The sequence below is a fragment of the Pseudomonas sp. GD04158 genome (assembly GCF_029834875.1).
In the GTDB taxonomy this organism is placed as follows: Bacteria; Pseudomonadota; Gammaproteobacteria; order Pseudomonadales; family Pseudomonadaceae; genus Aquipseudomonas; species Aquipseudomonas hydrolytica.
This window is the reverse complement of the sequence record NZ_JAODYT010000020.1, coordinates 34,872-60,826: the sequence shown is the minus strand read 5'-3', so window position 1 is coordinate 60,826 and position 25,955 is coordinate 34,872. Positions and strand designations below refer to the sequence as shown.

Genomic DNA, 25,955 nt, shown 5'->3' with positions numbered 1-25,955 from the left:
GACGAATGCGAACTGTGCTGCAGGCCGCTTGTATATTGGCCTTGCCGCACTCTAGGCTTAGCTCACCCTCACAACTTCCCGCAGACAAGGAAGCCCGCATGAATCAACCGCGCTACAAGATAGTGTTCGACGGCGAACTGATGCCCGAGACCACGCTGGAAACGGTAAAGGAAAACCTGGCCCGCCTGTTCAAGAGCGATCTTGCCCGTATCGATAGCCTGTTCAGTGGCGCGCAGGTGGCACTCAAGCGCGATCTGGGCGAGAACGAGGCCAACCAGTACCTCACCGCCCTGCAGAACGCCGGTGCCCGGGTCCGCAAGGAGCTGGATCAGGCCGCCAGCCTGAGCCTGGTGCCCACCGATGATCATCAGGAGGAAGCGCCTCAAGAAGCGGCTGCGACGTCCGCCGCCAGTACCAGCATGACCTGCCCCAAGTGTGGCCACGAGCAGCCCAAGGCAGACGAATGCTCGGCCTGCGGGATCATTATCGAGAAGTATCTCGCTCGCCAGGCACAGCTGGCCGCGTCGCCTCAGCCAGCCTCGGCGCCCGCCAGTGCATCGCCCTATGCCCCGCCTCAGGCGAATGTCGCCGAGCAGCTGCCGGAGTTTTCCGAGCTCAAGGTATTCGGGGTCAGCGGTCGGATCGGCCGCGTGCGCTACCTGGGCTGGCTGATGGCAGTCACCCTGTGTTTCATGCCCATCCTGCTGCTGGGAACGGGCATGGCCGCCTTCTCCTCGACGCTGGCGATGCTGCTTCTGGTGCTCGTCAGCATCGGCGCCATCGTGATCAGCATCTGCATCGGCGTACAGCGCCTGCATGACATCGGCTGGTCCGGCTGGCTGCTGCTGGTCCACCTGATACCGATCGTCGGCAGCGTGTTCGCCCTGCTGATGCTGATTATTCCCGGTACCCAGGGCGTCAATCGCTTCGGCCCGCCGCCACCGCCCAACAGCACGGCGGTCAAGGTACTGGCCTGGCTGTTCCTGCTGGTGCCGATCACCGGCATCGTCGCCGCCATCGCCATTCCCCAGTACCAGGGCTATGTCGAGCGCGCCGCCGAGTTCCAAGAGCAATAGCCCGGCACCATGCCCAGCTATGCATTGATCACCGGCGCCTCCAGCGGCCTCGGCCTGGCCATGGCCGAGGCCTTGGCGCGTCGGGGGCGCAACCTGATATTGGTGGCCAGACGGCGCGACGCGCTGGAGAGCATCGCCTGCGAGTTGGCGCAGCGCTTCGGCGTCGACGTGCTGTTTCGTCTGTGCGACCTCAGCGAGCCACTGCGGATATCCGGACTGCTGCATGAGCTTGAGCAGGGGCAGTGGCGGATCGACCTGCTGGTGAACAACGCCGGCCTCGGTTGCGCAGGCGCCTTTCTCGAACAGGACTGGGGCCGCGAGCAGGAGCAGCTGGAGGTCAACGTGCTGGCACTGACGCGGCTATGTCACGCCATCGGCCAGCATATGGCCGAACGTGGCGGTGGGCAGATTCTCAACGTGGCGTCGGTCGCAGCCTTTCAACCGGGCCCCTGGATGAGCAGCTACTACGCCAGCAAGGCCTATGTGCTGCACTTTTCCGAGGGGCTGCGTGAGGAGCTGCGCCAGCGTGGTGTGCGCGTTTGCGTGCTCTGCCCCGGTCCGACGCGCAGCGCCTTCTTCCGCGCCGCCGGGATGAACGTCAGCCGCCTCGAGAGCAGCAAGCTGATGATGAGCGCGGAAGAGGTGGCGTTGATCACCGTCCGCGCCCTGGAAAAGAACCGCGCCATCATCATCCCCGGCTGGCGCAACCGTCTGCTGGCGTTGAGTTCGCGCCTGGCACCACGCTGGCTGGTGCGCAAGCTCAGCGGCCGTCTGACACGCCCCTTCACCCAAGGCTGATACAGCCTCAACCGGCGTTGACCGTCCGCCCATCGGCCCATTGTCGTAATGCAGCCAGACGCTCGGCCATCACCACCGAGAGCGGCGCGGTGCTCTGCAGCGCGCGCAGCAGCAGATGCTGATCCACCGCCTGCTGCTGCGCCTGCCCGGCGTACAGCGCACTGACCACCGCCTGCTCGATCTCCGCACCAGAGAAACCCTCGCTGGCCGCGGCCAGCTGCGCCAGGTCGAAACCGGCCGGTTCCAGTTCGCGGCGCTGCAGGTGGATACGAAAGATCTCGGCGCGCACCTCGGCATCGGGCAGGTCGACGAAGAACAGCTCGTCGAAGCGCCCCTTGCGCACCAGTTCGGGGGGCAAGCGGTCGATGGCATTGGCCGTGGCGACGACGAATACCGGAGCCTTGCGTTCGGCCATCCAGGTCAGCAGGGTGCCGAGCACGCGCTGGCTCACGCCGCCGTCATGATCGCCGCTGGCCAGGCCCTTCTCCACCTCGTCCATCCACAGCACGCAGGGCGCCATCTGTTCGGCCAGGCGCAGCGCCTCGCGCAGGTTGCGCTCGGTCTCGCCGAAGAACTTGTTGTACAGGCAGGCGAAATCCAGGCGCAGCAGCGGCAGCCCCCAGAGACCAGCGACCGCCTTGGCCGCCAGACTCTTGCCGCCGCCCTGCACGCCGACCAGCATCACGCCCTTGGGCGCATCGATACCCTTGCCTTCGAGAAAGCCGGCCTGACGCTCGGCCAGCCAGCGCTTGAGGTTGAGCAGGCCGCCGACATCGGCGAAACGCGCGGTGTCGTACTCGAAGCTGAGCACGCCCTCCAGATCCAGCAACTGGAACTTGGTCTTGTTCAGCTCGGGAATATCTTCCTGGGTGATCGCACCGTCGTCGCAGATCACGTTGCGCGCCAGGGCACGCGCCTCGGCATGGCTGAGGCCGCGCAGATTCTTCACCACCTGCTGCAGGGTGCGATTGTCGGTACGCACCCGCGCACCGCGGTTGCGCTCGCTCCAGCGCGTCGCCTCGTCCCGCACGATGCTCAGCAGTTCGTCTTCCGAGGGCAGCGCCAGGCTGAAGCGCGCCGCGTAACGCTGTACTTCGGCAGGCAGTTTGAGGGCATGCGACACCAGCACCAGGGTCGGCTTGTGCGCCGCCTCGCTCATGGCGATTTCCTTGAGCAGGCGAACCAGCCGCGGGTTGTCGTCGAGAAAGGGGTGCAGGTCGCACATCACGTAGAGGTTCGGCTGCGGATCGGCCTTGATCATGCGCAGCGCCGCTTCCGGCTCCAAAGTCGGCGCCTCGTCCACCGGCGCGCCCCCGAACCCCAGGCGCTGCAGCCCCTCGGTCACCGACCAGGTGTGCAGACCGAGGCCGCGCTTGACCGCCAGGCCGGTCAGGGTTTCCAGCACGCGCATCTCGTCCCAGGACTCGATGACCACCAGCTTGACCTTGGAATCCAGCACCAGTCCCAGATCGTGAATATCGTTCTTCAACACGCACTCCTTGTGAGGTTTGCCAGCCAGCCATGCAGGGTTAACATCCGCGGTTTGCAATAACGGGAGCTCGCTGCATGGACTGTCCTAACAGGCAGATCGTCGCCGGAGGCATGGCGTCGTGCAAGTATTGAAAGCGTGCCGCAGTCACACCGCCTTGTCTCTGGCGATAAGCGCGAGCCTGGCGCTGCTGGTGGCCCCCCAGGCCTGTAACGGTCAGACGCTCACTGACGTCCTGACCGGCGGCGGCATGGGACCTGAGATGGTGGTGGTGCCCGCCGGGCAGTTCCTGATGGGCGATGGCAGCGGCCGCGGTAACGACAACGAGCGGCCGCAACGGAGCGTGGCAATCGACAAGCCGTTCGCCATCGGCCGCTACGAGGTCACCTTTGCCGACTGGCAGACATATGCCGAAGCCAACAAGCTGCCCATGCCAGATAACGAGGGCTGGGGTCTTTCCGCGCAGCGCCCGGTGATCCACGTGTCCTGGCGCGATGCACACGCCTATGCGCAGTGGCTGTCGCGCGAGACCGGCGCGCGTTACCGCCTACCCACCGAAGCCGAGTGGGAGTACGCGGCGCGTGGCGGCAGCCAGACCTATTACTGGTGGGGCGACGCACTGGACAGTGATGAAACCCGGCCCCGCGCGCACTGCCGCGGTTGCGCCAGCCCTCGCCTGCTGCGTAACAAGACGGCTACAGTGGGCCAGTTTCCGGCCAACGGCTTCGGCCTGCACGATACCGCCGGCAACGTCTGGGAATGGACGGCTTCGCGCTTCACGCAGAGCTTCGATGGCAGCGAAACGCAAAGCGCCGGCCTGCTCGACAGCAGCCCGCGGGTGGTTCGCGGTGGCGCCTGGAACAGCGGCCCGACCTACCTGCGCAGCAGCATGCGCGACCTCAAGCAGCCGCATCACCGCGACTATGCCCTGGGTTTTCGCGTGCTGCGCGAATTGCCCTGAGCTCGGACGTCCCAGTCACTTTGCAGTAGACTAGTCGCGTTGTGTTTTCCGGAGGTGCCCCATGGCCAGTGAACGCCAGTACTCCCCCGTCGATCGCCTGCTGCTGCAGGCCGATGCTGCGCTACGTACCCTGCTGCCCTTCAGTGGCGCATCCAGCCGTCCGTCTCCGGCCATCGTTCAGGCGGAAACGGATCTGAACCCCGAGGAGAGCCGGCATATCGCCGGGCTGATGCGCATCAACCATACCGGCGAGGTCTGCGCCCAGGCGCTCTACCAGGGCCAGGCGCTGACCGCCAAGCTGCCGGAAGTACGCAGCGCCATGGAGCACGCGGCCGACGAGGAGATCGATCACCTGGCCTGGTGCGAGCAGCGCATCCGCGAGCTGGGCAGTCATCCCAGCGTGCTCAACCCCTTGTTCTACGGCCTGTCCTTTGGCGTCGGCGCCGTGGCCGGCCTGGTCAGCGATCGGGTCAGCCTGGGGTTCGTGGCCGCCACCGAAGATCAGGTGTGCAAGCATCTGGATGAGCATCTGGAACAGATTCCCGAACACGATGCCAAGTCGCGCGCCATCCTCGAACAGATGCGCATCGACGAGGAGCAGCACGCCAACAGCGCCCTGGCCGCCGGTGGCGTGCGCTTCCCGGCGCCGGTGAAGTTCGGCATGACCCTGCTGTCGAAGGCCATGACCAAGAGCACCTACCGCATCTGAAACCAACAAGGGCGCCAATCGGCGCCCTTGTGGTTTACAGCGTAGAGGCCTAGCCCAGCTCGACGATTTCGTAGTCGTGGCTGATAGCCACCCCGGCACGGCCCAGCATGATCGAGGCCGAGCAGTATTTTTCCGCCGACAGCTCCACCGCGCGCTTGACCTGGGCTTCCTTCAGCCCACGGCCCTTGACCACGAAATGCAGGTGGATCTTGGTGAATACCTTGGGCTCCTCGCTGGCGCGTTCGGCGTCGAGGAACACCTCGCAGCTTTCCACCGGCTGACGCCCTTTGCGCAGAATGCTGACCACATCGAAGTTGCTGCAACCGCCCAGGCCGATCAGCAGCATTTCCATCGGCCGAATGCCGAGGTTGCGACCGCCGGCATCGGGCGGGCCGTCCATCACCACGGCATGGCCGCTACCGGACTCGCCGAGGAACAGGGCTTCACCGGCCCACTGCACGCGCGCTTTCATTGATTCAGGCTCCCTGGGTGGAAAGTTCGGCAGGTTAGCACAGCCATGGAATCCCCTGCTGTGTGGCCTGTGCGACAAAGTTCCACGGAGTAGTGTTAGCCAAGTCGCAAAATACGCCCTGGTCATCGTATGTCTGTTAAGCTGACGCCGGAATGCTGGCACACTTGGCCGGATAACCAATAAGAAATTGCCGTTGGATAAAGGCCTTCATTTTTCATATTCGGGACTCGGGCATGGTTGCTATTACCCTCACACCTAAAATCAAGAACCTCGACAAGCTTCTCGCACACTGTCATCGCCGTCGCTACACCGCCAAAAGCACCATCATCTACGCAGGTGATCGTTGCGAAACGCTGTTCTTCATCGTCAAGGGCTCGGTCACCATCCTGATCGAGGATGACGATGGCCGCGAGATGATCATCGCCTACCTCAACTCTGGCGACTTCTTCGGTGAGATGGGCCTGTTCGAGAAGGATGGCGCGGAGAAGGAGCGCAGCGCCTGGGTACGCGCCAAGACCGAATGCGAAGTGGCGGAAATCAGCTACGCCAAATTCCGCGAACTGACCCAGCAGGACCCCGACATCCTCTTCGCCCTCGGCAGCCAGATGGCAGAGCGCCTGCGCAACACCACGCGCAAGGTCGGCGATCTGGCCTTCCTCGATGTCACCGGCCGCGTCGCCCGCACCCTGCTCGATCTGTGCAAGCAGCCGGACGCCATGACCCACCCGGACGGCATGCAGATCAAGATCACCCGCCAGGAAATCGGCCGCATCGTCGGCTGCTCGCGGGAGATGGTCGGTCGCGTACTCAAGTCCCTGGAAGAACAGGGCCTGGTGCACGTGAAAGGCAAGACCATGGTGGTCTTCGGCACGCGCTGAACCCCGCCCCATGAAAAAGCCGGCTTGATTGCCGGCTTTTTCGTTTACTCGGGGTCCTTGCCGACCACCGTCGGCCGCCCACGCTCGGGAAAGAACAAACGCTGCAGCTCGGCCCCGGGGCTCTCAGCCCGCATGAAGGCCTCGCCAACCAGGAAGGCATACACCTCGCTGATCTCCATCAGCTCGACATCGGCGCGGTTGAGAATGCCACTCTCGGTCACCACCAGGCGCTCACGCGGAATGCGCGGCAGCAGGTCCAGAGTGGTTTCCAGACTGACCTCGAAGGTGTGCAGGTTACGGTTGTTGATCCCCACCAGCGGCGTATCCAGAGTATTGAGCGCGCGCTCCAGTTCGTTGCCATCATGTACCTCCACCAGCACGTCGAGGCCGACATCCTTGGCCACCGCGGCCAGTTCGGCCATGCGCACGTCATCCAGGCAGGACACGATCAGCAGCACGCAATCGGCGCCGAGGGCGCGGGCCTCGACGATCTGGTAGGGATCGACCATGAAATCCTTGCGGATCACCGGCAGCGCGCAGGCGGCGCGAGCCTGCTGCAGGTATTCATCGGCACCCTGGAAGAAATCGATATCGGTCAGCACCGACAGGCAGGTGGCACCGCCGGCCTCGTAGCTGCGGGCAATATCGGCGGGCACGAAGTCGGCGCGCAGCACGCCCTTGCTCGGCGAGGCCTTCTTGATCTCGGCAATCACCGCCGGCTGCTTGCGCGCCGCCTGCTCCAGCAGCGCCCGGGCAAAGCCGCGCGGCGCATCGGCGGCGCGGGCGGCCGCTTCCAGTTCGGCGAGGCTGACCTGGACGCGGCGCGCGGCCACTTCCTCGAACTTACGGGCGACGATCTTCTCCAGTACGGTTGGCACGCTCACCCTTCGTTCTCCTGTTTGAATACCGCGGTAAAGGACACCAGCTCCTCCAGCTTCTCGCGCGCCAGCCCGGTGTGCAAGGCATCGTGGGCCAGCTGCACGCCTTCGCGCAGACTACTGGCATGGTCAGCGGCGTACAGTGCAGCGCCTGCATTGAGCACGATCATGTCGGCGGCCTTCTGACCATTCTCGGTCTTGCGCCGCCCCAGCGCGTCGCGGATCAGTTCCAGCGACTGCTCGGCGTTGTCGACGGTCAGGCCGATCAGGCTCTGACTCTTGATGGCGAAATCCTCGGGCTGGATGCGGTACTCGCTGATCTTGCCGTCCTTGAGCTCGGCGACGAAGGTAGGCGCGGCCAGGCTGATCTCGTCCAGGCCATCCTGCGCGTGCACCACCAATACATGCTCGCTACCCAGGCGCTGCAGCACTTCGGCCATCGGCCGACACAACGCCTGGCTGAACACGCCGATGACCTGATGCCTGGCACCAGCCGGGTTGGTCATCGGGCCGAGCATGTTGAAGAGGGTGCGCAGGCCCAGCTCGCGGCGCGGGCCGATGGCGTGCTTCATCGCCCCGTGATGAGACGGCGCGAACATGAAGCCGACGCCCACGCTCTCGACGCAGCGCGCCACCTGCTCGGGCTTGAGCCCCAGGTAGACGCCGGCCGCTTCCAGCAGATCGGCACTGCCGCTCTTGCCGGAGACTGCGCGGTTGCCGTGCTTGGCCACCTTGCCGCCGGCCGCCGCGACGACGAAGGCCGCCGCGGTGGAGACGTTGAAGATATTCATGCCATCGCCGCCGGTGCCGCAGGTGTCGACCAGGCGCTCGGCGTCGATGACCACCGGAGCGGCCAGCTCGCGCATCACGCTGGCGGCACCGACGATCTCGTCGATGGTCTCGCTCTTCATGCGCATGCCCATGAGGAAGGCGCCGATCTGCGCGTCGGTGCACTGGCCGGTCATGATTTCGCGCATCACCGCCTGCATTTCCTCGGTAGTTAGATCGAGCTGGGCGACGATCCGGCCCAGAGCTTCCTTGATATTCATGCGCGCACGCCTCCGGTCTGCTTGAGGAAATTGGCGAACAGTTCGTGGCCCTGCTCGGTGAGGATGGACTCGGGGTGGAACTGCACGCCCTCGACGTTCAGGGTCTTGTGGCGCAGGCCCATGATCTCATCGACCGAGCCGTCTTCGTGCTGGGTCCAGGCGGTGATCTCCAGACAGTCCGGCAGGGTTTCGCGCTTGACCACCAGAGAATGATAGCGGGTCACGGTGAGCGGGTTGTTCAGGCCGGCGAATACGCCCTTGTCCGCATGGAACACCGGGCTGGTCTTGCCATGCATCACCTGGCGCGCACGCACCACGTCGCCGCCGTAGGCCTGGCCGATGCTCTGGTGGCCGAGGCAGACGCCAAGGATCGGCAGCTTGCCGGCGAAATGCAGGATGGCCTCGATGGACACCCCCGCCTCGGTCGGCGTGCACGGGCCGGGCGAGACGACGATGCGCTCGGGCTTCAGTGCTTCGATTTCGGCGATGCTCAGCTCGTCGTTGCGGATCACATGGACGTCGGCGCCCAGCTCGCCCAGGTACTGCACGACGTTGTAGGTGAAGGAGTCGTAGTTGTCGATCATCAAAAGCATGGTACGGCTCCTGTTATTCCTGGGCCTGGACGGCAGTCTGTTCGGCGAGCGCGACGGCGCGGAACATGGCGCGGCGCTTGTTCAGGGTTTCTTCCCACTCCAGCGCGGGCACCGAGTCGGCGACGATGCCGGCGCCGGCCTGCACGTGCAGCTCGCCGTCCTTGATCACCGCGGTGCGGATGGCGATGGCGGTGTCCATGTTGCCGTTCCAGGCGTAGTAGCCGACTGCGCCGCCGTAGACGCCGCGCTTGACCGGCTCCAACTCATCGATGATTTCCATGGCGCGGATCTTCGGCGCGCCGGACAGGGTGCCGGCCGGCAGGATGGCGCGCAGCGCGTCCATTGCCGACAGCTCGGGTTTCAGCTGACCGGTGACGTTGGAGACGATATGCATGACGTTGGAATAGCGCTCGATGACCATCTTCTCGGTGAGCTTGACCGAGCCGATCTGCGACACGCGGCCGGTGTCGTTACGGCCCAGATCGATCAGCATCAGGTGCTCGGCGATTTCCTTGGCGTCGGACAGCAGGTCGTCTTCCAGCGCCTTGTCCGCCTCCTCGCTGGCGCCGCGCGGACGCGTGCCGGCGATGGGGCGCACGGTGACCAGGCCATCCTCGACGCGCACCAGCACCTCGGGCGAGGAGCCGACCACATGAAAGTCGCCGAAGTTGAAGAAGTACATGTAGGGCGTCGGGTTGATGCAACGCAGCGCGCGGTACAGGTCGATGGGCGCGGCCTTGAACGGAATCGACATGCGCTGGGAGATCACCACCTGCATGCAGTCGCCGGCCAGGATGTACTCCTTGATCGCACGGACCGCCGCCTCGTAGTCGCCCTGGCTGTAGCTGGAGCGAAACGCCGGCTCATCGCCCAAAGGCGCAGACAGGTCCACGCCCAGGCGTGGGGTGATCGGCTGGCGCAGCTTGTGCAGGATCTCGCGCAGGCGCGCATGGCCTTGCTCGAAGGCATCCGGCTGCGCCGGGTCGGCCAGAACGATGCCGTGCATCTTGCCGGCCAGGTTGTCGAACACCACCACCGCGTCGGACACCATCAGCAGGATGTCCGGCGTGCCCAGCGCATCGGGATTCACCCCGGCAGCCAGCTTGGGCTCGACGTAACGCACGCTGTCATAGCCGAAGTAGCCCACCAGGCCACCGTTGAAGCGCGGCAGACCAACGATGGTCGGCACCTTGTAGCGCGCCTTGAACTGCTCGACGAACTCCAGCGGGTCGGCGCACTCGTGGCGCTCGACCTCGACGCCGTCGGTGCTGACCACGACATCATGGCCATGCACGCGCAGCACGGTGCGCGCCGGCAGGCCGATGATCGAATAACGGCCCCACTTTTCGCCGCCCTGCACGGATTCGAGCAGGTAGGAGTTGGGCGCATCGGCCAGTTTCAGGTAGATGGACAGCGGCGTGTCGAAATCCACCAGGGTTTCGCAGGCCAGCGGAATGCGGTTGTAGCCTTCGGCGGCTAAACGCAGGAATTCTTCATGGGTCATGATCAGCCTCATGGCTCGGGGAAAACGGTCGGGTGCAAACGGGCCGCGCGCAGCGGCAGGACGAAATCAGGCGCGCCAGCGCCAACGGGCCAGGGCCTTGATGACCTTCATCCAGAGTTTGCAGCTAACCACCACGGTGCGATCTCGACAGGCGGGGGAATAAGGAGAGCGGCCACGGTAGCGCAGCCGCTCGACCTAAGCAACCCGTAGGCGATTCGGCGATTGCCCGCAAGCGGGCTCCTGCGGGCAAATGCAATTACAGCAGCTCGGCCAGGCTATCGACCACCACCGCCGGACGTTCCTCGGCAATCGGCCGGCCATGGTTGTAGCCATAGCTCACGGCGACGCAGGGCACGCCGGCAGCGCGTGCGGCCAGCACATCATTGCGCGAATCGCCGACGAACAGCGCTTGTGCCGCCTCGACCCCAGCCAGATGCATCACCTGCAGCAGCGCAGCCGGGTCGGGCTTCTGCTGCGGCAGGGTGTCGCCGCCAATGATCCAGCGGAAGTAACCGCCCAGGCCGACCTGATCCAGCAGCGGCGCGACGAAACGCTCCGGCTTGTTGGTCACCACCGCCAGCTCCACGGCCGCCGTGCTCAAGGCTTCGAGCAGCTCGTGCACACCGGGGTACAGCGCGGTCAGGTTGTGGCAGTCGGCGTAGATATCGAGAAAGCGTGCCAGCGCCTGCTCCGTCTCGGCCTCGCCCACGGCCGAGTGATCCAGGCCACCAGCCAGGGCGCGCCGAACCAGCACCCGGGCACCGTTGCCGACCCACTCGCGAACCTGTTCCACGCCAGCAGGCGGACGACCCAGCTCGACCAGCATGCGGTCGACCGCTGCGGCCAGATCCGGCACCGAGTCGATCAGCGTGCCGTCCAGGTCGAACATCACCAGGCGCGGCAGCTCACCGCCGCACAGCGCGCGCAGCGGTTTCATCCACGCACCTGGGCCAGTTCGGCGCGCATGGCGTCGATCACCGCCTTGTAGTCCGGCTGGTTGAATATGGCCGAGCCGGCGACGAAGGTGTCCGCGCCCGCCTCGGCGATCTCGCGGATGTTCTGCACGTTGACGCCGCCGTCGATCTCCAGGCGGATCTCGCGGCCGCTGGCGTCGATCAGCGCACGGGCTTCACGCAGCTTGTCGAGGGTACCGGGGATGAACTTCTGTCCGCCGAAGCCGGGGTTGACGCTCATCAGCAAAATCATGTCGACCTTGTCCATCACGTACTTGAGCACGTCCAGCGGAGTGGCCGGGTTGAACACCAGACCCGCCTTGGCGCCGCCGCTCTTGATCAGTTGCAGGCTGCGGTCGATGTGCTCGCTGGCTTCCGGGTGGAAGGTGATGTACGACGCGCCGGCTTCGATGAAGTCGCCGATGATGCGATCCACCGGCTTGACCATCAGGTGCGCGTCGATGGGCGCGGTGATGCCGTACTTGCGCAGCGCTGCACAGACCATCGGGCCGATGGTCAGGTTGGGCACGTAGTGGTTGTCCATGACATCGAAGTGGACGATGTCCGCCCCGGCGGCGAGTACGTTGTCCACTTCCTCGCCCAGGCGGGCGAAGTCGGCGGAAAGGATCGACGGGGCGATGGCGAAGGGTTGCATGGCGCACCTCTGAGTGCTGAATCACGGTGGCGCGCATTGTAGCGGTTGAATGGCTATCTGGCAGCGCCACTGGATCAGGCGCGCCAATTCGTCTCACGGCAGAAAGCCCAGCCGCTTTCCCGGCGTGACCTTTATCCAACTGACAAGACACTGACTCAGGTGGTCACCTTTAACCCTTGGCACCGGACCGTTGCCGCGCTTACTGCCTTCGAGCGCCTCTCGAGACCGCCCGCCCTTACCGCAAGCGCTAATGGGCCAGATTGAATTCATGCGCAGGGAGCATCCCGCCACGTCTTCCCCGACGCTCGAACGCCAATCCTGCGCCAGATGCCTGACAAAAGCCGGGCGCGGCATTAGGCTCAGTTGCAGATCATCGGAGCCTTGAAGATGCGCCCAACTCTGCTTGCCCTACTCGGTTTCTACCTGCTCTCCTGTCTCTCAGCCTGGGCCAAGGAGCCGGCCGAGGACGCGCCGACTGATAGCGCCGACACCCCAGCGGCAAGCGAACGCCCTTTGCTGCCCGAACGCAGCGTCAGCGACGCGCAGACGCTGGAGCAACGCCTGGACAAACGTGAACAGCAAATGCTGCAGGCTGGTGCCGAGAGCTTTCTCGCCCTGTGGCTGCCCGCCAACGTCGGCGAACCCAGCGGCGCGGTGATTCTGTTGCCCGGCGACGTGGAAAACGCCGACGGCGCGGCCGCGGTCGGACCGCTTCGGCGCAAGTTGCCGGATGCCGGCTGGCACAGCCTGAGCATCACCCTCCCCGATCCGGATGGCGACCCGCTGCCGCCGCGTACCGCCAACTCCGAAACGCCCGCACCAGCTGGCGACGAAGCCAGCGACGCGGAGGCGGAAAGCGCTGCCAATGATTCGCCAGAGCCGACAGCCGCACCCGCCGCTCCGGAAATCAGCCCCGAACAGCGGCGCCAGGCGCATGTCGAGCGGGTCATGGCGCGCATCGAGGCGGCCATCGCCTTCGCCGACCAGCAGCAGGCCAAGGAAATCGTGCTGCTGGGCCATGGCAGCGGAGCGTACTGGGCCGCCCGTTACCTCAGTGAACGCAAGCCACAGAACGTGCAGAACCTGCTGATGGTGGCCGCCGAGCTGCCGGCAGGCTTCGCTCCGCCACTGGACGAGTTGGTGGCGCAGCTGCCGGTGGCCACTGGCGATTTCTACTACAAGGATCAGGCGAGCGAGCGCCAGGCAGCCCTCAAGCGCCTGCAGGCCAGTAAGCGTGCCAAGTTGCCTACTTATATACAGGTGGCCATGAAAGCCTTGCCCGGCAACCTGCCGGTTCAGGAGGAACAGTTGTATCGACGCTTGCGCGGCTGGCTGCAACTGCATATCCGCACCAGCGGCGGCTAGCGCAGACCTCGACGCTGGCGCACCACCGCATAGGCCTGATGCAACTGACGGGTGGTTTCGGTCGCCTCGCGAATTCGTTCCGGTGAGGCGCCGGAGCCGGCCAGCTTGTCCGGATGATGGCGGCTGAGCAGGCGGCGATAGGCGCGTTTGATCTGCTCCGGCTCGCTGCCTTCGTTCACCCCGAGCAGGCGCAAGGCCTCCTGGTAACTGCCACCCGCCGGGGTCGGTTGCTGTCCTCGGCGCGGCGCATATTCCTCGCCCAGGACGTCGAGACGGGCACTGTCCCAGCCCAGCCACTTGCCCCACAACAGGATCAATTCACGTTCGCTGGGCGGCACTCGTCCGTCGACCCAGGCCATACGCCAACAGGCACGTAGCAGTTGCTCGGCACGCTCGCGCTGGCGCTGCAGCGGTCGGCGCAGATTGTCGCGCCCGGTCTTGCCACGGGAGAAGGCCTCGATGGCGCGCCGCTGCCCAGCCTCATCGAGCGCCAGACGCTGCATCTCCGAGCGCGCCTGCTGGATGTGGCGCTGCACCACGCGGCCATCGCTCTTGGCCAGACGACCGAGCATCAGAAACAGCAATTCGTCGTCCGCCGGGGCAGCACGTCCGCCAAGGCGCTCGCGCAGATTGTCACAGCCGTGCAGACGCAGGCGGCGATCCAGCGCCTGCCCGAGCAGCCCGCCGAGCAGCGCACCGGGAATGCTGGCCAGCGCCAGGCCTGCGGCAGCCCCGAGCATGGTCGCCGGCCAGAGCACCTAGCGTACCTCCTGCAGCAGGCGTTCCACCTCGGCCAGGCGCTCATGGGTGCCAACGTCGATCCAGCACCCGGCATGGCGCTCACCGCTGACCTGCCCCTGTTGCATGGCCGAGCGCAGCAGCGGCGCCAGCTTGAAAGCGCCTGGCTGGCAGGCGGCGAACAGACGCGGATGCAATACAGCGATACCGCTGTAGGTCAGGCGCTCGCCCAGCGACTCGGCGTCCTGTACCTGACCCATCGCCAGAACAAAGTCTCCGTGCGGGTGATGCGCCGGGTTGTCCACCAGCACCAGATGCGCCAGGCCGCTCATGGGCTTGCGCAGCTCGGCGAACGGGTAATCGGTAAAGATGTCGCCGTTGACCACCAGAAATGGCTCATCACCCAACAGCGGTAGCGCCTTGAAGATGCCACCGCCGGTTTCCAGAGGCTCGCCCTCGGGTGAGTAAACGATGTGCGCGCCAAAGCGCGAGCCATCACCGAGGTAGTCCTCGATCTGCTGGCCCAACCAGGCGTGGTTGATCACCAGCTCGGTGAAGCCGGCGGCGACCAGGGCGCGGACGTGATACTCGATCAACGGTACGCCAGCCGCCTTCACCAGCGGTTTCGGCGTATGCAGGGTCAGCGGACGCAGGCGTTCACCCTTGCCGGCGGCGAGGATCATCGCCTTCATGCAAGTGCCCCTTCTTCTATCGCCAGGCTGGCGAACAGCTCACCCAACTCGGCCAGTTCCGGCCGGCGCGCCAGTACGGCGCGGATGTAAGCGAAGAAGCGCGGCACGTCACCCAGATACTTGGGCTTGCCGTCGCGATGGCAGATGCGCGCGAAGATGCCGATCACCTTGAGGTGGCGCTGCACCCCCATCAGATCGCTGGCGCGCAGGAAGTCCTCCAGCGACGCCTGCACCGGAATACCGGCCGCCCGTGCCCGTTCCCAGTATCCCTGCAGCCAGCCCTGCACCCGCGCCTCGGGCCAGCTGAGAAAGGCATCCTTGAACAGGCAGGTGATGTCATAGGTCACCGGGCCGTATACGGCATCCTGAAAGTCCAGCACGCCGGGATTGGGCGAGCTGTGCATCAGATTGCGCGGCATGAAATCGCGATGCACCAGCACCTTGGGCTGGGCCAGGGCGCTGTCGATCAGCAGTTGGCTGATGCGCTGCCAGGCCGCCTGCTGCTCGGCTTTGAACTCGACCTGCAGGTGGCGCTGCACGTACCACTCGGGAAACAGTTGCAGCTCGCGGCGCAGCAGGGCCTCGTCGTAATGCGGCAGATCGGCGTCCATCGGCAAGAGCTGCTGGGCCAGCAGCGCATCGATGGCATCGGCGAACAGCGAATCGGCATTGGCCTCGTCGATCACCTCGAGATAGGTCTGGCGGCCCAGATCATCCAGCACCAGAAAGCCCTGCTCGAGATTGGCAGCCAGCACCTGCGGCACATGCACGCTGGCACTGGCCAGTAGTGCAGCGATGCGCACGAAGGGCTCGCAGTTCTCCTGCGGCGGCGGCGCGTCCATCAGGATCAGGCTGCGCGCCCCGCTCTGCCAACGGAAATAGCGGCGAAAACTGGCATCGCTGCTTGCGGGGGTCAGCTCGGCAGCCGGCACCGGGCCCCAGCCTCGCTCGGCGAACAGCAGTGGCAATTGCTCGGCGAGCCAGACTTGCAGGTGTTGCAGACGTACATCGTGTTCAGGCATCAAGGGGTCTCCGACGGCGCTAGCCGTTGCGCGGGTCATGCTTTATTATCCAGCATCTTTTTCAGCCCATCGAGAGGCGTGCGGCCCCTGGGCCGGTAGCGCGCAGGAAGCCCGGACTAACAAGATGGCAGTAAAACACCCCGCGTTCCGCAAGAAATTCCCGCTGCTGGTTACCGGCAGTCTTCTGGCCTTACAGCCCGCGTTCAGCCTACAGTCCTTTGCCGCCGAGCAATACGATTGCCAGGCGTCGCCTACGGGCGGCTGGGCCTGTGCGCCAAAGACAGCCACCAGCGCCCTGCCTCCGCGTCCACAGCACAGCCGTAGCGCTGTCAGCACCACCAGCGGCTCTGCCACAGCAACTGCCACCAAGCAGGAACCGGCTCCGGTGTTGGTCACCGAGAGCAAGGGGCGCGCCCTGGCTTCGCGCAGTCCTGATTACAGTCATTTGGACTGGGTCCCGCGCGATAAGTTGACCGCCGCTCAGCTGGCCGAAGCAGGTCCCTACTGCGCGGGCGCCTATATCGAGCCCCTGCGTCCGGGCATGGATGACACCACCCCGCTCGACGAGTCGCCGATGTACGTGTCGGCCAAGGCCTCGCGCTACGAGCAGGAAAAGCAGATCGCCACCCTGGCCGGCGACGTGGTTCTGCGCCAGTCCGGCATGCAGGTCGAGGCCGACGAGGCCAGCCTGCACCAGGCCGAAAACCGCGGCGAGCTGGTCGGCAACGTGCGCCTGCGCGACAAGGGCACGCTGGTGGTCGGTGACCGCGCCGAGCTGCAACTCGACAACGGCGAAGCCCGTATCGACAACGCCGAATACGTGATGCATCAGGCTCACGTGCGCGGCAGCGCGCTCTACGCCAAGCGTGAAGAGACCGCGATCATCCGCCTCAAGGACGGCACCTACACCCGCTGCGAGCCGGGTGACAATGCCTGGCACCTGAAGGGCAACAACGTCACCCTGAACCCGGCGACCGGATTCGGTACCGCGACCAACGTGACACTGCGGGTCAAGGACATTCCGGTGTTCTACACCCCGTACATCTATTTCCCGATCGACGACCGTCGCCAGTCCGGCTTCCTGCCGCCGAGCATGGGCACCTCCAGCGACAACGGCTTCTCGCTGCAGACCCCCTACTACTTCAACCTGGCGCCGAACTACGACGCCACGCTCTACCCCACCTATATGGCCAAGCGTGGCCTGCTGATGGAAGGCGAATTCCGCTACCTGACCGAGAGCAGCGAAGGCCAGGTCGGCGGTGCATGGCTCAACGACCAGGAAGACGAGCGCAAGCTGCAGTCCGAATACGAAGACCAGCGCTGGATGTACAGCTGGCAGCACAAGCAGGGCCTGAATTCGCGCCTGCTGGCCGAAGTCGACTACACCGACATCAGCGACCCCTACTACTTCCAGGATCTCGATACCGACCTGGGTATCGAAACGACCACCTACGTGAACCAGCGCGGCACGCTGACTTATCGTGGCGACAGCTATCGCGCTCGCCTGAATCTGCATGCGTATGAGCTGGCAAACATCACCGACGTAACGCCATACGACCGCCTGCCGCAGATCACCCTCGACGGCAAGCTGCCGTTCAACCCGGGTGGCCTGGACTTCACTTACGGCACCGAGTACGTACGCTTCGATCGCGATCTGCGTTCGGGCTTCTTCATCAACGAAGACGGCGTCGCCGAACAAAGCTGGTATGACACGCGTATTCGCGGCCTGGCGCGTGCTACCGGTGAACGAGTACATCTCGAGCCTGCTGTCAGCCTGCCGCTGGATTGGACCTGGGGCTTTATCAAGCCGCAGGTCAAATACATGCAGACCCATTACGACATCAGCCTGGACCAGCAGGGCAAGAACACTCTGCTTGCCGAGCAGACCTACAAGGGTACGCAAAATCGCGGCGTCGGTCTGTTCAGCGTCGACAGCGGCCTGTACTTCGACCGCAACACCCAGCTGTTCGGCAAGGACTTCCGCCAGACCCTGGAGCCGCGCGCCTTTTATCTCTACGTACCGGAAGAGGATCAGACCGACATTCCGATCTTCGACACTGGCGAGCCGACCTTCAGCTACGCCTCGCTGTGGCGCGAGAACCGCTTCAGCGGCAAGGACCGTATCGGCGACGAGAACAAGCTGTCGCTGGGCGTGACCAGCCGCTGGATCGAGCCCAACGGCTTCGAGCGCCAGCGCTTCAGCATCGGCCAGGCCTTCTACTTCGAGGATCGCAAGGTACAACTGGCAGGTATCGATTACCGCGGCCGCCAGGACGCGACCTCGGACGTATCGCCTTACGCGCTGGAGTACCTGTATCGCTTCAACCGCGACTGGCGCTTCTCCTCCACCTTCAACTGGGATCCGGACCAGCACGCCACCCGCTCGGGCAGCGCAATGTTCCACTACCAGCCGGAAGACAACCCGAACAAGGTGGTCAACCTGGGCTATCGCTATCGTAACGACACCGTGCGCTACGACCGCGACAGCGGCACCTGGACCACCAACCCGGACTATGGCACCCCGGGCAGCCCCAACTACATCAAGAACTACTACAAGATCGACCAGCATGACTTCTCCGTCATCTGGCCGCTGGTTCCACAGTGGAGCCTGATCTCGCGCTGGCAGTACGACTACGGCCGCAACCGTACCCTGGAAGCCTTCGGTGGCTTCGAGTACGACAGCTGCTGCTGGAAGCTGCGCCTGATCAACCGCTACTGGATCGACTACGACGAAGTCAGCCTCAACCCATCGCGCAACGACGAGCCGGACCGCGGCATCTTCCTGCAGATCGTCCTCAAGGGCCTCGGCGGCGTTGTTGGCAACAAGGTGGAAACTTTCCTCGACCAAGGCATTCAAGGTTACCGTGAACGTGAAGACCAAGCTTTCTGATCGCCTGCGCCCCCTGCTGTTGGGCGCGGCGCTGCTGGCGGCAACGGCTCAGGCCCAAGTTCGCCCTCTCGACCGCGTAGTGGCCATCGTCGACAACGACGTGGTCATGCAGAGCCAGCTCGACGCGCGTCTGCGTGAAGTGCAGCAAACCATCGACAAGCGCGGCGGCGCCCTGCCGCCCGAGCACGTGCTGAGCCAGCAGGTGCTCGAGCGTCTGATCATCGAGAACATCCAGCTGCAGATCGGCGAGCGCTCCGGCATCCGCATCACCGACGAGGAACTGAACCAGGCCATGGGCACCATCGCCCAGCGCAACGGCATGTCGCTGGAACAGTTCCGCCAGGCCTTGGCGCGCGACGGGCTGTCCTACGCCGACGCGCGTGACCAGGTACGTCGCGAGATGATCATCAGCCGCGTGCGTCAGCGCCGCGTGGCCGAGCGCATCCAGGTCACCGACCAGGAGGTGCAGAACTTCCTCGCCTCCGATCTGGGCAAGATGCAGCTGTCGGAAGAGTTCCGCCTGGCCAACATCCTCATCCCGGTTTCCGAAGGCGCCTCCTCCAGCGAAATCCAGGCTGCCGACCGCCAGGCCCGCGAGCTGTATCAGCAGCTGCAGCAGGGCGCGGACTTCGCCCAGCTGGCCATTTCCCGCTCGGCCAGCGAAACCGCGCTGGAAGGCGGCGAGATGGGCTGGCGCAAGGCCGGACAGCTGCCGCCACCTTTCGACAGCATGATCAGCCAGCTGAACCCGGGCGAGGTCACCGAGCCGGTGCGCACGCCGGGCGGCTTCATCATCCTCAAGCTGATCGAGAAGCGCGGTGGCGACACCCAGGTGCGTGACGAAGTGCATGTGCGCCACATCCTGATCAAGCCCAGCGAGATCCGCAGCCCCGAGGAAACCCGCCGCCTGGTGGAGCGCCTGTACCAGCGCATCGTCGCCGGCGAGGACTTCGCCGAGCTGGCCAAGAGTTTCTCCGAGGATCCGGGCTCGGCCCTCAACGGCGGCGATCTCAACTGGATCGATCCCAACGCCCTGGTACCCGAGTTCCGCCAGGTGATGAGCGAGACCGCCAGCGGCGAGCTGTCCAAGCCGTTCCAGACCCAGTTCGGCTGGCACGTACTGCAGGTCATGGGCCGCCGCGCCACCGACAGCAGCACGCAGTTCCGCGAGCAGCAAGCTGCCAACCTGCTGCGCAACCGCAAGTATGACGAAGAGCTGCAGGCCTGGCTGCGCCAGATCCGCGACGAAGCCTACGTCGAAACCAAGCTGTAACAGCCGTTCCGAACGCAAGAGCCCGGCCCAGCGCCGGGCTTTTTCGTTCCTGGCCCGGCGGCGTACACTGGCGCCCCGCGTCGTCACCGAGACCGACCATGAATACGCAGCAACGCTTTGCCCTCACCCCTGGCGAGCCAGCCGGCATAGGCCCGGATCTTTGCCTTCTGCTGGCACGCGAGGCCCAGCCCGTACCACTGGTGGCCATCGCCAGCCTGGCACTGCTGGCCGAGCGGGCGCAGCAGCTGGGGCTGGCCATCGAGTTGCTGGCGGTCGGCCCCGAACAATGGCCGGATAGCCCGGCAGCAGCCGGCAGTCTGTATGTCTGGGATACACCGCTTGCCGCCCCGGCGCACGCTGGCCGCCTCGATCCGGCCAACGCCGGTTACGTGCTGGAAACGCTCACCCGCGCCGGACAAGGCTGTCTGGATGGCACCTTCGCCGCGATGATCACCGCCCCGGTGCACAAGGGCGTGATCAACGAGGCCGGCATCGCCTTCTCCGGGCACACCGAGTTTCTCGCCGAACTGACCGCGACCGAGCAGGTGGTGATGATGCTCGCCACCCGTGGCCTGCGCGTGGCGCTGGTCACCACGCACCTGCCGCTCAGGGATGTAGCCGCCGCCATCACCGCCGAGCGTCTGCAGCGGGTGACGCGCATTCTGCATGCCGACCTGCAGGCCAAGTTCGGCATTGCCGCGCCGCGCATTCTGGTATGCGGGCTCAACCCTCATGCGGGCGAAGGCGGTCATCTGGGCCGCGAAGAAATCGAGATCATCGAGCCGACGCTGGAGCGTCTGCGCACCGAAGGCATGAACCTCATCGGCCCGCTGCCGGCCGATACCCTGTTCACCCCCAAGCATCTCGAGCACGCCGATGCGGTGCTCGCCATGTACCACGACCAGGGCCTGCCCGTGCTCAAGTTCAAGGGTTTCGGTGCGGCGCTGAACGTGACCCTGGGCCTGCCGATCATCCGCACCTCGGTCGATCACGGCACCGCGCTGGACCTGGCCGGCAGCGGCAACATCGACACCGGCAGCCTGCAGGTGGCGCTGGAAACCGCCTACCAGATGGCGGCAGCCACCAGCGGCAAGTCACAAGCGGCGAGTTAATGGCGGCCGGCCATAGGGCCCGGCTGCAATCCGGGTCCAGCGCCGCCCTGTTTTCCCGGATTGCATCCGGGCTACGCCTCGCCAGCGTCACAAAATCCGCGCGCGCGACGCGCGTGCCTACAGCCGCAGCGTCTTTCGCTGTTAAACTGCGCGACTTTGCCTTATCGCTCTCGGCTCCTGCTTGATGCTTGCAGCCTGAGGCTTGGAGCTGTCGCCATGTCCGAATACCAACACCGCGCGCGCAAGCGCTTCGGCCAGAACTTCCTGCACGATGCCGGCGTCATCGACCGCATCCTGCGCGCCATTCGCGCCAAGGAAGGCGAGCGCCTGCTGGAAATCGGGCCGGGCCAGGGCGCCATCACCGAGGGCTTGCTCGGCAGCGGCGCGCAGCTCGACGTGATCGAACTGGACCTCGACCTGATTCCCATCCTGCAAGGCAAGTTCGGCGACAATCCGCGCTTTCGCCTGAACCAGGGCGACGCGCTGAAATTCGACTTCGCCCGCCTTGAGGCCGCTCCCGGCAGCCTGCGCGTGGTCGGCAACCTGCCCTACAACATCTCCACCCCGCTGATTTTCCACCTGCTGGACAACGCGCCACTGATTCGCGACATGCACTTCATGCTGCAGAAGGAAGTGGTCGAGCGCATGGCCGCCGGTCCGGGCGGTGGTGATTGGGGCCGGCTGTCGATCATGGTGCAATACCATTGCCGCGTGGAGCACCTGTTCAACGTCGGCCCCGGTGCCTTCAATCCGCCGCCCAAGGTCGATTCGGCCATCGTGCGCCTGGTGCCGCATGAGGTGCTGCCGCACCCGGCCAAGGACCACCGCCTGCTCGAACGCGTCGTGCGCGAAGCCTTCAACCAGCGCCGCAAGACGCTGCGCAACACGCTCAAGCAGTTGCTGCCCGCCGAGGCCATCGAAGCGGCCGGCGTCGACGGCAGCCTGCGGCCGGAACAGCTGGACCTGGCCGCCTTCGTTCGTCTGGCTGATCAGCTCGCCCTGCAGCCCGCGTCCGCACAGGACTAAACTGCCAATACGCTCAACGGATCTCCCGCATGTCCGACCCTCGTTATCAGATCGACGTCAGCGTCACCACCCGCTATCTGGCTGCGCAATCGCAGCCGGAGCAGAACCGTTATGCGTTCTCCTACACCGTGACCATCGTCAACAATGGCCAGCTGCCAGCCAAACTGCTGTCGCGCCACTGGATCATCACCGATGGCGACGGCCGCGTGCAGGAAGTACGAGGCGCCGGGGTCGTGGGCCAGCAGCCCGATATCGCCCCGGGCGCCAGCCACACCTACAGCAGCGGCACGGTGATGGCCACGCAGGTCGGCATCATGCAGGGCAGCTATCAGATGCTCGCCGAAGACGGCAAACGCTTCGATGCGACCATCGCGCCGTTCCGTCTGGCCGTACCGGGAGCCCTTCACTGATGGCCGTCTACGCCGTCGGCGACCTGCAGGGCTGCCTGCAACCGCTCAAGTGCCTGCTGGAACAGGTGGCCTTCGACCCGGCTCAGGATCAGCTGTGGCTGGTGGGCGATCTGGTCAACCGCGGCCCGCAGTCGCTGGAAACCCTGCGTTTTCTCTACTCCATCCGCCACGCCCTGACCTGCGTGCTGGGCAATCATGATCTGCACCTGCTGGCCGTGGCGCACAATATCGAGCGCCTGAAGAAGGGCGACACCCTGCGCGAAATTCTCGACGCACCGGACCGCGACGATCTGCTCGATTGGCTGCGCCTGCAGAAGCTGGTGCACCACGACGCCGAGCGTCAGATCACCCTGGTGCATGCCGGCATCCCGCCGCAATGGAGCCTGGCCAAGGCGCTCAAGCGCGCCGCCGAAGTCGAGGAAGTGCTGCGCGACGATGCCCGCCTACCACTGTTTCTCGATGGCATGTACGGCAACGAGCCGGCGAAATGGAACAAGGACCTGCACGGCGTGACCCGCCTGCGGGTGATCACCAACTATTTCACCCGCATGCGCTTCTGCACCGCCGACGGCACGCTCGACCTGAAGAGCAAGGAGGGCGTGGGCAGCGCACCGCCCGGCTTCGCCCCCTGGTTCAGCCATCCGCAGCGCAAGATGCGCGGCGAGAAGATCATCTTCGGCCATTGGGCGGCGCTCGATGGCAACTGCCAGGAGCCCGGCCTCTATGCCCTGGATACCGGCTGCGTCTGGGGCGGCGCGATGACCCTGCTGAACGTCGACAGCGGCGCGCTTCATCGCTGCACCTGTCCCAAGCAATAAGCGCCCGAGGCACACCCAAGATCACTCGAAGGTCCCCGAACATGAGCGAATTCAAGCGAATTTCCCCGCAACAAGCCCAGGAGCTGCGCAGCAATGGCGCGGTGGTTGTCGACATCCGCGACCCGCAGAGCTTCGCACTTGGCCATATCAGCGGCTCACGGCACCTGGACAACCACTCCTTGCACGATTTCATCACCCACGCCGACCTCGATGCGCCGCTGATCGTCTCCTGCTATCACGGCAACTCCAGCCAGAGCGCGGCCGCCTACCTGGCAGGCCAGGGCTTTAGCGAGGTGTACAGCCTCGACGGCGGATTCGAGCTGTGGCGCGCAACCTTCCCCAGCGAAACCGCGCAAGGCAGCGAAGAATAATTTTCGCCGAACCGGCAGGCCCCGCCCCCTCTGGCCTGCCGAGCTTTCCCGACGCACGGTAACATCCAGTTATCGTTGTCCCCGCCTTGACGCTCGGCAGAACGAACTATTCTGTTACTCAGGCCATCCCACTCAAGGTAGAGCCGGCCAACCGGCATCGGGCCATCGGTAACGACCTTTTAGGGTTTTGGGGGATTCTTCCCGGCTTGTCCTGAGCCGGGGTCATCCAGCACCCGCACGACCGATCCCGAGCCAGCTTTCAGCATCGAGCGAGGTGAAGTCATGAGTATTTTCAGTCACTTCCAACAGCGTTTCGAGGCGACCCGCCAGGAGGAGTACTCGCTGCAGGAGTATCTCGAACTGTGCAAACAGGATCGCAGCGCTTACGCCACTGCGGCCGAGCGCCTGCTGATGGCTATCGGCGAACCGGAGTTGCTCGACACTTCGACCAACTCGCGTCTCTCGAGAATCTTTTCCAACAAGGTGATCCGTCGCTATCCGGCCTTCGCCGACTTCCACGGCATGGAAGAGTGCATCGACCAGATCGTCTCCTACTTCAGGCATGCCGCGCAGGGCCTGGAAGAGAAGAAACAGATCCTTTACCTGCTAGGCCCGGTGGGGGGTGGTAAATCCTCGCTGGCCGAAAAGCTCAAGCAGCTGATGGAGAAGGTGCCCTTCTACGCCATCAAGGGCTCGCCGGTGTTCGAGTCGCCGCTGGGGCTGTTCAACGCCGCCGAGGATGGCGCCATCCTCGAAGAGGACTACGGCATCCCGCGCCGCTACCTCAACTCGATCATGTCGCCCTGGGCCACCAAGCGCCTGCAGGAGTTCGGCGGCGACATCAGCCAGTTCCGCGTGGTCAAGCTGTATCCGTCGATCCTCAACCAGATCGCCGTGGCCAAGACCGAGCCGGGTGACGAGAACAACCAGGACATTTCCGCCCTGGTCGGCAAGGTGGATATCCGCAAGCTGGAGGAATTCCCGCAGAACGACGCCGACGCCTACAGCTACTCGGGCGCGCTGTGCCGGGCCAACCAGGGCCTGATGGAATTCGTCGAGATGTTCAAGGCACCGATCAAGGTGCTGCACCCGCTGCTCACCGCCACCCAGGAGGGCAACTACAACAGCACCGAGGGCCTCGGCGCGATTCCCTACAGCGGTATCCTGCTGGCTCACTCCAACGAATCCGAGTGGCACAGCTTCCGTAACAACAAGAACAACGAGGCCTTCATCGACCGTATCTACATCGTCAAGGTGCCTTACTGCCTGCGCGTCACCGACGAGGTGAAGATCTACGACAAGCTGCTGATCAACAGCTCGCTGGCCAAGGCCCATTGCGCGCCGGACACGCTGAAGATGCTCGCCCAGTTCAGCGTACTGAGCCGACTCAAGGAGCCGGAAAACTCCAACATCTACTCGAAGATGCGCGTCTACGACGGCGAGAACCTCAAGGACACCGACCCGAAAGCCAAGTCGATCCAGGAATACCGCGACGCAGCCGGGGTCGACGAGGGCATGAACGGCCTGTCGACCCGCTTCGCCTTCAAGATCCTCTCCAAGGTATTCAACTTCGACCCGCACGAGATCGCCGCCAACCCGGTGCACCTGCTCTACGTGCTGGAACAGCAGATCGAACAGGAACAGTTCCCTGCCGAAGTGCGCGAGCGCTACCTGCGCTACATCAAGGAGTACCTGGCGCCGCGCTACATCGAGTTCATCGGCAAGGAGATCCAGACCGCCTACCTCGAATCCTACAGCGAATATGGGCAGAACATCTTCGACCGCTACGTGCTGTACGCCGACTTCTGGATTCAGGATCAGGAATACCGCGATCCGGAAACCGGCGAGATCCTCAACCGCGTGGCACTCAACGAGGAACTGGAGAAGATCGAGAAGCCGGCCGGCATCAGCAATCCGAAGGACTTCCGCAACGAGATCGTCAATTTCGTGCTACGTGCCCGCGCCAACAACAACGGCAAGAACCCCACCTGGCTCAGCTACGAGAAGCTGCGTGTGGTCATTGAGAAGAAGATGTTCTCCAACACCGAGGACCTGCTCCCGGTCATCAGCTTCAACGCCAAGGGCAGCAAGGAGGAACAGCAGAAGCACAACGACTTCGTCAAACGCATGGTCGAGCGCGGCTACACCGAGAAGCAGGTGCGCCTGCTGTCGGAGTGGTACCTGCGGGTTCGCAAGTCTCAGTAAGCCCTATCCGGCGCGTAG

24 protein-coding genes and 1 pseudogene are annotated in these 25,955 nt (G+C 64.6%); 14 read left to right on the top strand and 11 right to left on the bottom strand.

All coding sequences use genetic code 11. The features are described from left to right. Positions 1 to 98: 98 nt before the first annotated feature. Positions 99 to 1,076 carry a DUF805 domain-containing protein gene (locus tag N7333_RS10455; protein ID WP_129482596.1) on the top strand — a complete coding sequence of 326 codons (978 nt, stop codon included), beginning with the start codon at positions 99 to 101 and terminating at the stop codon, positions 1,074 to 1,076. Between the two features lie 9 nt (positions 1,077 to 1,085). Further along, complete coding sequence (locus N7333_RS10450) at positions 1,086 to 1,874, top strand: SDR family oxidoreductase (protein ID WP_129482595.1); 789 nt, start codon at positions 1,086 to 1,088, stop codon at positions 1,872 to 1,874. A gap of 7 nt (positions 1,875 to 1,881) precedes the next feature. Here N7333_RS10450 and N7333_RS10445 read toward each other — a convergent pair whose 3' ends face one another. Beyond that, a complete protein-coding gene (locus N7333_RS10445; RefSeq protein WP_129482594.1) occupies positions 1,882 to 3,363 on the bottom strand; it encodes an AAA family ATPase in 1,482 nt (493 codons plus the stop codon). A gap of 250 nt (positions 3,364 to 3,613) precedes the next feature. Here N7333_RS10445 and N7333_RS10440 point away from each other — a divergent pair, with 250 nt between their 5' ends. Together N7333_RS10440 and coq7 are read left to right on the top strand one after the other, a co-directional pair. Next, positions 3,614 to 4,324: a formylglycine-generating enzyme family protein gene (locus N7333_RS10440; RefSeq protein ID WP_279858817.1), complete on the top strand. Its 711-nt coding sequence runs from the start codon at positions 3,614 to 3,616 to the stop codon at positions 4,322 to 4,324. 61 nt (positions 4,325 to 4,385) lie between these two features. Further along, positions 4,386 to 5,033 (top strand): 2-polyprenyl-3-methyl-6-methoxy-1,4-benzoquinone monooxygenase, encoded by a 648-nt coding sequence (gene coq7, locus N7333_RS10435; RefSeq protein WP_279858815.1) that lies wholly within the window; start codon positions 4,386 to 4,388, stop codon positions 5,031 to 5,033. A gap of 49 nt (positions 5,034 to 5,082) precedes the next feature. On the opposite strand, the gene N7333_RS10430 is transcribed toward coq7, so the two are convergent. After that, complete coding sequence (locus N7333_RS10430) at positions 5,083 to 5,505, bottom strand: OsmC family protein (protein WP_004373482.1); 423 nt, start codon at positions 5,503 to 5,505, stop codon at positions 5,083 to 5,085. Between the two features lie 233 nt (positions 5,506 to 5,738). On the opposite strand from N7333_RS10430, the gene crp reads away from it, so the two are divergent. Continuing rightward, positions 5,739 to 6,383, top strand: a complete 645-nt coding sequence (gene crp, locus N7333_RS10425; RefSeq protein ID WP_004373483.1) for a cAMP-activated global transcriptional regulator CRP — start codon at positions 5,739 to 5,741, stop codon at positions 6,381 to 6,383. A gap of 44 nt (positions 6,384 to 6,427) precedes the next feature. Here the strand turns inward: crp and trpC are convergent, their stop codons facing one another. The 6 genes and pseudogenes from trpC to rpe all read right to left on the bottom strand — a co-directional run bounded on the left by trpC (position 6,428) and on the right by rpe (position 12,015). Beyond that, positions 6,428 to 7,267 (bottom strand): indole-3-glycerol phosphate synthase TrpC, encoded by an 840-nt coding sequence (gene trpC, locus N7333_RS10420; RefSeq protein WP_004373484.1) that lies wholly within the window; start codon positions 7,265 to 7,267, stop codon positions 6,428 to 6,430. Next, complete coding sequence (trpD, locus tag N7333_RS10415; RefSeq protein ID WP_129482591.1) at positions 7,264 to 8,310, bottom strand: anthranilate phosphoribosyltransferase; 1,047 nt, start codon at positions 8,308 to 8,310, stop codon at positions 7,264 to 7,266. Before trpD ends, trpC begins: the two co-directional genes overlap by 4 nt. Then, on the bottom strand, positions 8,307 to 8,903 hold the full coding sequence (locus N7333_RS10410; RefSeq protein ID WP_004373486.1) for an aminodeoxychorismate/anthranilate synthase component II: 597 nt from the start codon (positions 8,901 to 8,903) through the stop codon (positions 8,307 to 8,309). Before N7333_RS10410 ends, trpD begins: the two co-directional genes overlap by 4 nt. Before the next feature lie 13 nt (positions 8,904 to 8,916). Continuing rightward, positions 8,917 to 10,407 carry an anthranilate synthase component I gene (trpE, locus tag N7333_RS10405; RefSeq protein ID WP_129482590.1) on the bottom strand — a complete coding sequence of 497 codons (1,491 nt, stop codon included), beginning with the start codon at positions 10,405 to 10,407 and terminating at the stop codon, positions 8,917 to 8,919. A gap of 66 nt (positions 10,408 to 10,473) precedes the next feature. Continuing rightward, positions 10,474 to 11,344 (bottom strand): annotated as a pseudogene (locus N7333_RS10400) (phosphoglycolate phosphatase). Beyond that, the gene (gene rpe / locus N7333_RS10395; protein WP_090434731.1) at positions 11,341 to 12,015 is read right to left on the bottom strand and encodes a ribulose-phosphate 3-epimerase; all 675 of its coding nucleotides are present in this window, start codon (positions 12,013 to 12,015) and stop codon (positions 11,341 to 11,343) included. Before rpe ends, N7333_RS10400 begins: the two are co-directional and overlap by 4 nt. Positions 12,016 to 12,402: 387 nt before the next feature. On the opposite strand from rpe, the gene N7333_RS10390 reads away from it, so the two are divergent. Next, positions 12,403 to 13,380, top strand: coding sequence for an alpha/beta hydrolase family protein (locus N7333_RS10390; RefSeq protein WP_129482589.1), 978 nt, complete (start codon positions 12,403 to 12,405; stop codon positions 13,378 to 13,380). On the opposite strand, the gene N7333_RS10385 is transcribed toward N7333_RS10390, so the two are convergent. From N7333_RS10385 to N7333_RS10375, 3 genes are read right to left on the bottom strand one after another with little or no spacing between them, the layout of a single operon-like run. After that, positions 13,377 to 14,138, bottom strand: coding sequence for a DnaJ domain-containing protein (locus N7333_RS10385; RefSeq protein WP_129482588.1), 762 nt, complete (start codon positions 14,136 to 14,138; stop codon positions 13,377 to 13,379). The genes N7333_RS10390 and N7333_RS10385 overlap by 4 nt on opposite strands. Next, a complete protein-coding gene (murU, locus tag N7333_RS10380) occupies positions 14,139 to 14,810 on the bottom strand; it encodes an N-acetylmuramate alpha-1-phosphate uridylyltransferase MurU (protein ID WP_129482587.1) in 672 nt (223 codons plus the stop codon). Then, positions 14,807 to 15,832 (bottom strand): phosphotransferase, encoded by a 1,026-nt coding sequence (locus N7333_RS10375; protein ID WP_129482586.1) that lies wholly within the window; start codon positions 15,830 to 15,832, stop codon positions 14,807 to 14,809. Before N7333_RS10375 ends, murU begins: the two co-directional genes overlap by 4 nt. Positions 15,833 to 15,956: 124 nt before the next feature. Between N7333_RS10375 and N7333_RS10370 the strand changes: the two genes are divergently transcribed. The 8 genes from N7333_RS10370 (at position 15,957) to N7333_RS10335 (ending at position 25,937) form a co-directional block, all read left to right on the top strand. After that, the gene (locus N7333_RS10370; RefSeq protein WP_129482585.1) at positions 15,957 to 18,722 is read left to right on the top strand and encodes an LPS-assembly protein LptD; all 2,766 of its coding nucleotides are present in this window, start codon (positions 15,957 to 15,959) and stop codon (positions 18,720 to 18,722) included. Beyond that, positions 18,703 to 19,995 carry a peptidylprolyl isomerase gene (locus tag N7333_RS10365; protein WP_129482584.1) on the top strand — a complete coding sequence of 431 codons (1,293 nt, stop codon included), beginning with the start codon at positions 18,703 to 18,705 and terminating at the stop codon, positions 19,993 to 19,995. The genes N7333_RS10370 and N7333_RS10365 overlap by 20 nt, the downstream gene beginning before the upstream one ends. A gap of 98 nt (positions 19,996 to 20,093) precedes the next feature. Next, positions 20,094 to 21,107 carry a 4-hydroxythreonine-4-phosphate dehydrogenase PdxA gene (pdxA, locus tag N7333_RS10360; protein ID WP_279858812.1) on the top strand — a complete coding sequence of 338 codons (1,014 nt, stop codon included), beginning with the start codon at positions 20,094 to 20,096 and terminating at the stop codon, positions 21,105 to 21,107. Positions 21,108 to 21,323: 216 nt separating this feature from the next. Beyond that, entirely contained in the window at positions 21,324 to 22,133 is an 810-nt protein-coding gene (gene rsmA / locus N7333_RS10355) for a 16S rRNA (adenine(1518)-N(6)/adenine(1519)-N(6))-dimethyltransferase RsmA (protein ID WP_004373502.1), read from the top strand. Positions 22,134 to 22,162: 29 nt separating this feature from the next. After that, entirely contained in the window at positions 22,163 to 22,543 is a 381-nt protein-coding gene (gene apaG, locus N7333_RS10350) for a Co2+/Mg2+ efflux protein ApaG (RefSeq protein ID WP_004373504.1), read from the top strand. Continuing rightward, on the top strand, positions 22,543 to 23,361 hold the full coding sequence (locus N7333_RS10345; RefSeq protein WP_004373506.1) for a symmetrical bis(5'-nucleosyl)-tetraphosphatase: 819 nt from the start codon (positions 22,543 to 22,545) through the stop codon (positions 23,359 to 23,361). The genes apaG and N7333_RS10345 overlap by 1 nt, the downstream gene beginning before the upstream one ends. A gap of 41 nt (positions 23,362 to 23,402) precedes the next feature. Further along, a complete protein-coding gene (gene glpE / locus N7333_RS10340) occupies positions 23,403 to 23,732 on the top strand; it encodes a thiosulfate sulfurtransferase GlpE (protein WP_004373510.1) in 330 nt (109 codons plus the stop codon). Between the two features lie 282 nt (positions 23,733 to 24,014). After that, a complete protein-coding gene (locus N7333_RS10335; protein ID WP_004373511.1) occupies positions 24,015 to 25,937 on the top strand; it encodes a PrkA family serine protein kinase in 1,923 nt (640 codons plus the stop codon). Positions 25,938 to 25,955: the final 18 nt, after the last annotated feature.

Bases quoted from the DNA above. Each gene is read 5' to 3' on its own strand.
- N7333_RS10455 (WP_129482596.1), top strand. From the start codon at position 99: ATGAATCAACCGCGCTACAAGATAGTGTTCGACGGCGAACTGATGCCC.
- N7333_RS10450 (WP_129482595.1), top strand. From the start codon at position 1,086: ATGCCCAGCTATGCATTGATCACCGGCGCCTCCAGCGGCCTCGGCCTG.
- N7333_RS10440 (WP_279858817.1), top strand. From the start codon at position 3,614: ATGGGACCTGAGATGGTGGTGGTGCCCGCCGGGCAGTTCCTGATGGGC.
- coq7 (WP_279858815.1), top strand. From the start codon at position 4,386: ATGGCCAGTGAACGCCAGTACTCCCCCGTCGATCGCCTGCTGCTGCAG.
- N7333_RS10430 (WP_004373482.1), bottom strand. From the start codon at position 5,505: ATGAAAGCGCGCGTGCAGTGGGCCGGTGAAGCCCTGTTCCTCGGCGAG.
- crp (WP_004373483.1), top strand. From the start codon at position 5,739: ATGGTTGCTATTACCCTCACACCTAAAATCAAGAACCTCGACAAGCTT.
- trpD (WP_129482591.1), bottom strand. From the start codon at position 8,310: ATGAATATCAAGGAAGCTCTGGGCCGGATCGTCGCCCAGCTCGATCTA.
- N7333_RS10410 (WP_004373486.1), bottom strand. From the start codon at position 8,903: ATGCTTTTGATGATCGACAACTACGACTCCTTCACCTACAACGTCGTG.
- trpE (WP_129482590.1), bottom strand. From the start codon at position 10,407: ATGACCCATGAAGAATTCCTGCGTTTAGCCGCCGAAGGCTACAACCGC.
- rpe (WP_090434731.1), bottom strand. From the start codon at position 12,015: ATGCAACCCTTCGCCATCGCCCCGTCGATCCTTTCCGCCGACTTCGCC.
- N7333_RS10390 (WP_129482589.1), top strand. From the start codon at position 12,403: ATGCGCCCAACTCTGCTTGCCCTACTCGGTTTCTACCTGCTCTCCTGT.
- murU (WP_129482587.1), bottom strand. From the start codon at position 14,810: ATGAAGGCGATGATCCTCGCCGCCGGCAAGGGTGAACGCCTGCGTCCG.
- N7333_RS10375 (WP_129482586.1), bottom strand. From the start codon at position 15,832: ATGCCTGAACACGATGTACGTCTGCAACACCTGCAAGTCTGGCTCGCC.
- N7333_RS10370 (WP_129482585.1), top strand. From the start codon at position 15,957: ATGGCAGTAAAACACCCCGCGTTCCGCAAGAAATTCCCGCTGCTGGTT.
- pdxA (WP_279858812.1), top strand. From the start codon at position 20,094: ATGAATACGCAGCAACGCTTTGCCCTCACCCCTGGCGAGCCAGCCGGC.
- rsmA (WP_004373502.1), top strand. From the start codon at position 21,324: ATGTCCGAATACCAACACCGCGCGCGCAAGCGCTTCGGCCAGAACTTC.
- apaG (WP_004373504.1), top strand. From the start codon at position 22,163: ATGTCCGACCCTCGTTATCAGATCGACGTCAGCGTCACCACCCGCTAT.
- N7333_RS10345 (WP_004373506.1), top strand. From the start codon at position 22,543: ATGGCCGTCTACGCCGTCGGCGACCTGCAGGGCTGCCTGCAACCGCTC.
- glpE (WP_004373510.1), top strand. From the start codon at position 23,403: ATGAGCGAATTCAAGCGAATTTCCCCGCAACAAGCCCAGGAGCTGCGC.
- N7333_RS10335 (WP_004373511.1), top strand. From the start codon at position 24,015: ATGAGTATTTTCAGTCACTTCCAACAGCGTTTCGAGGCGACCCGCCAG.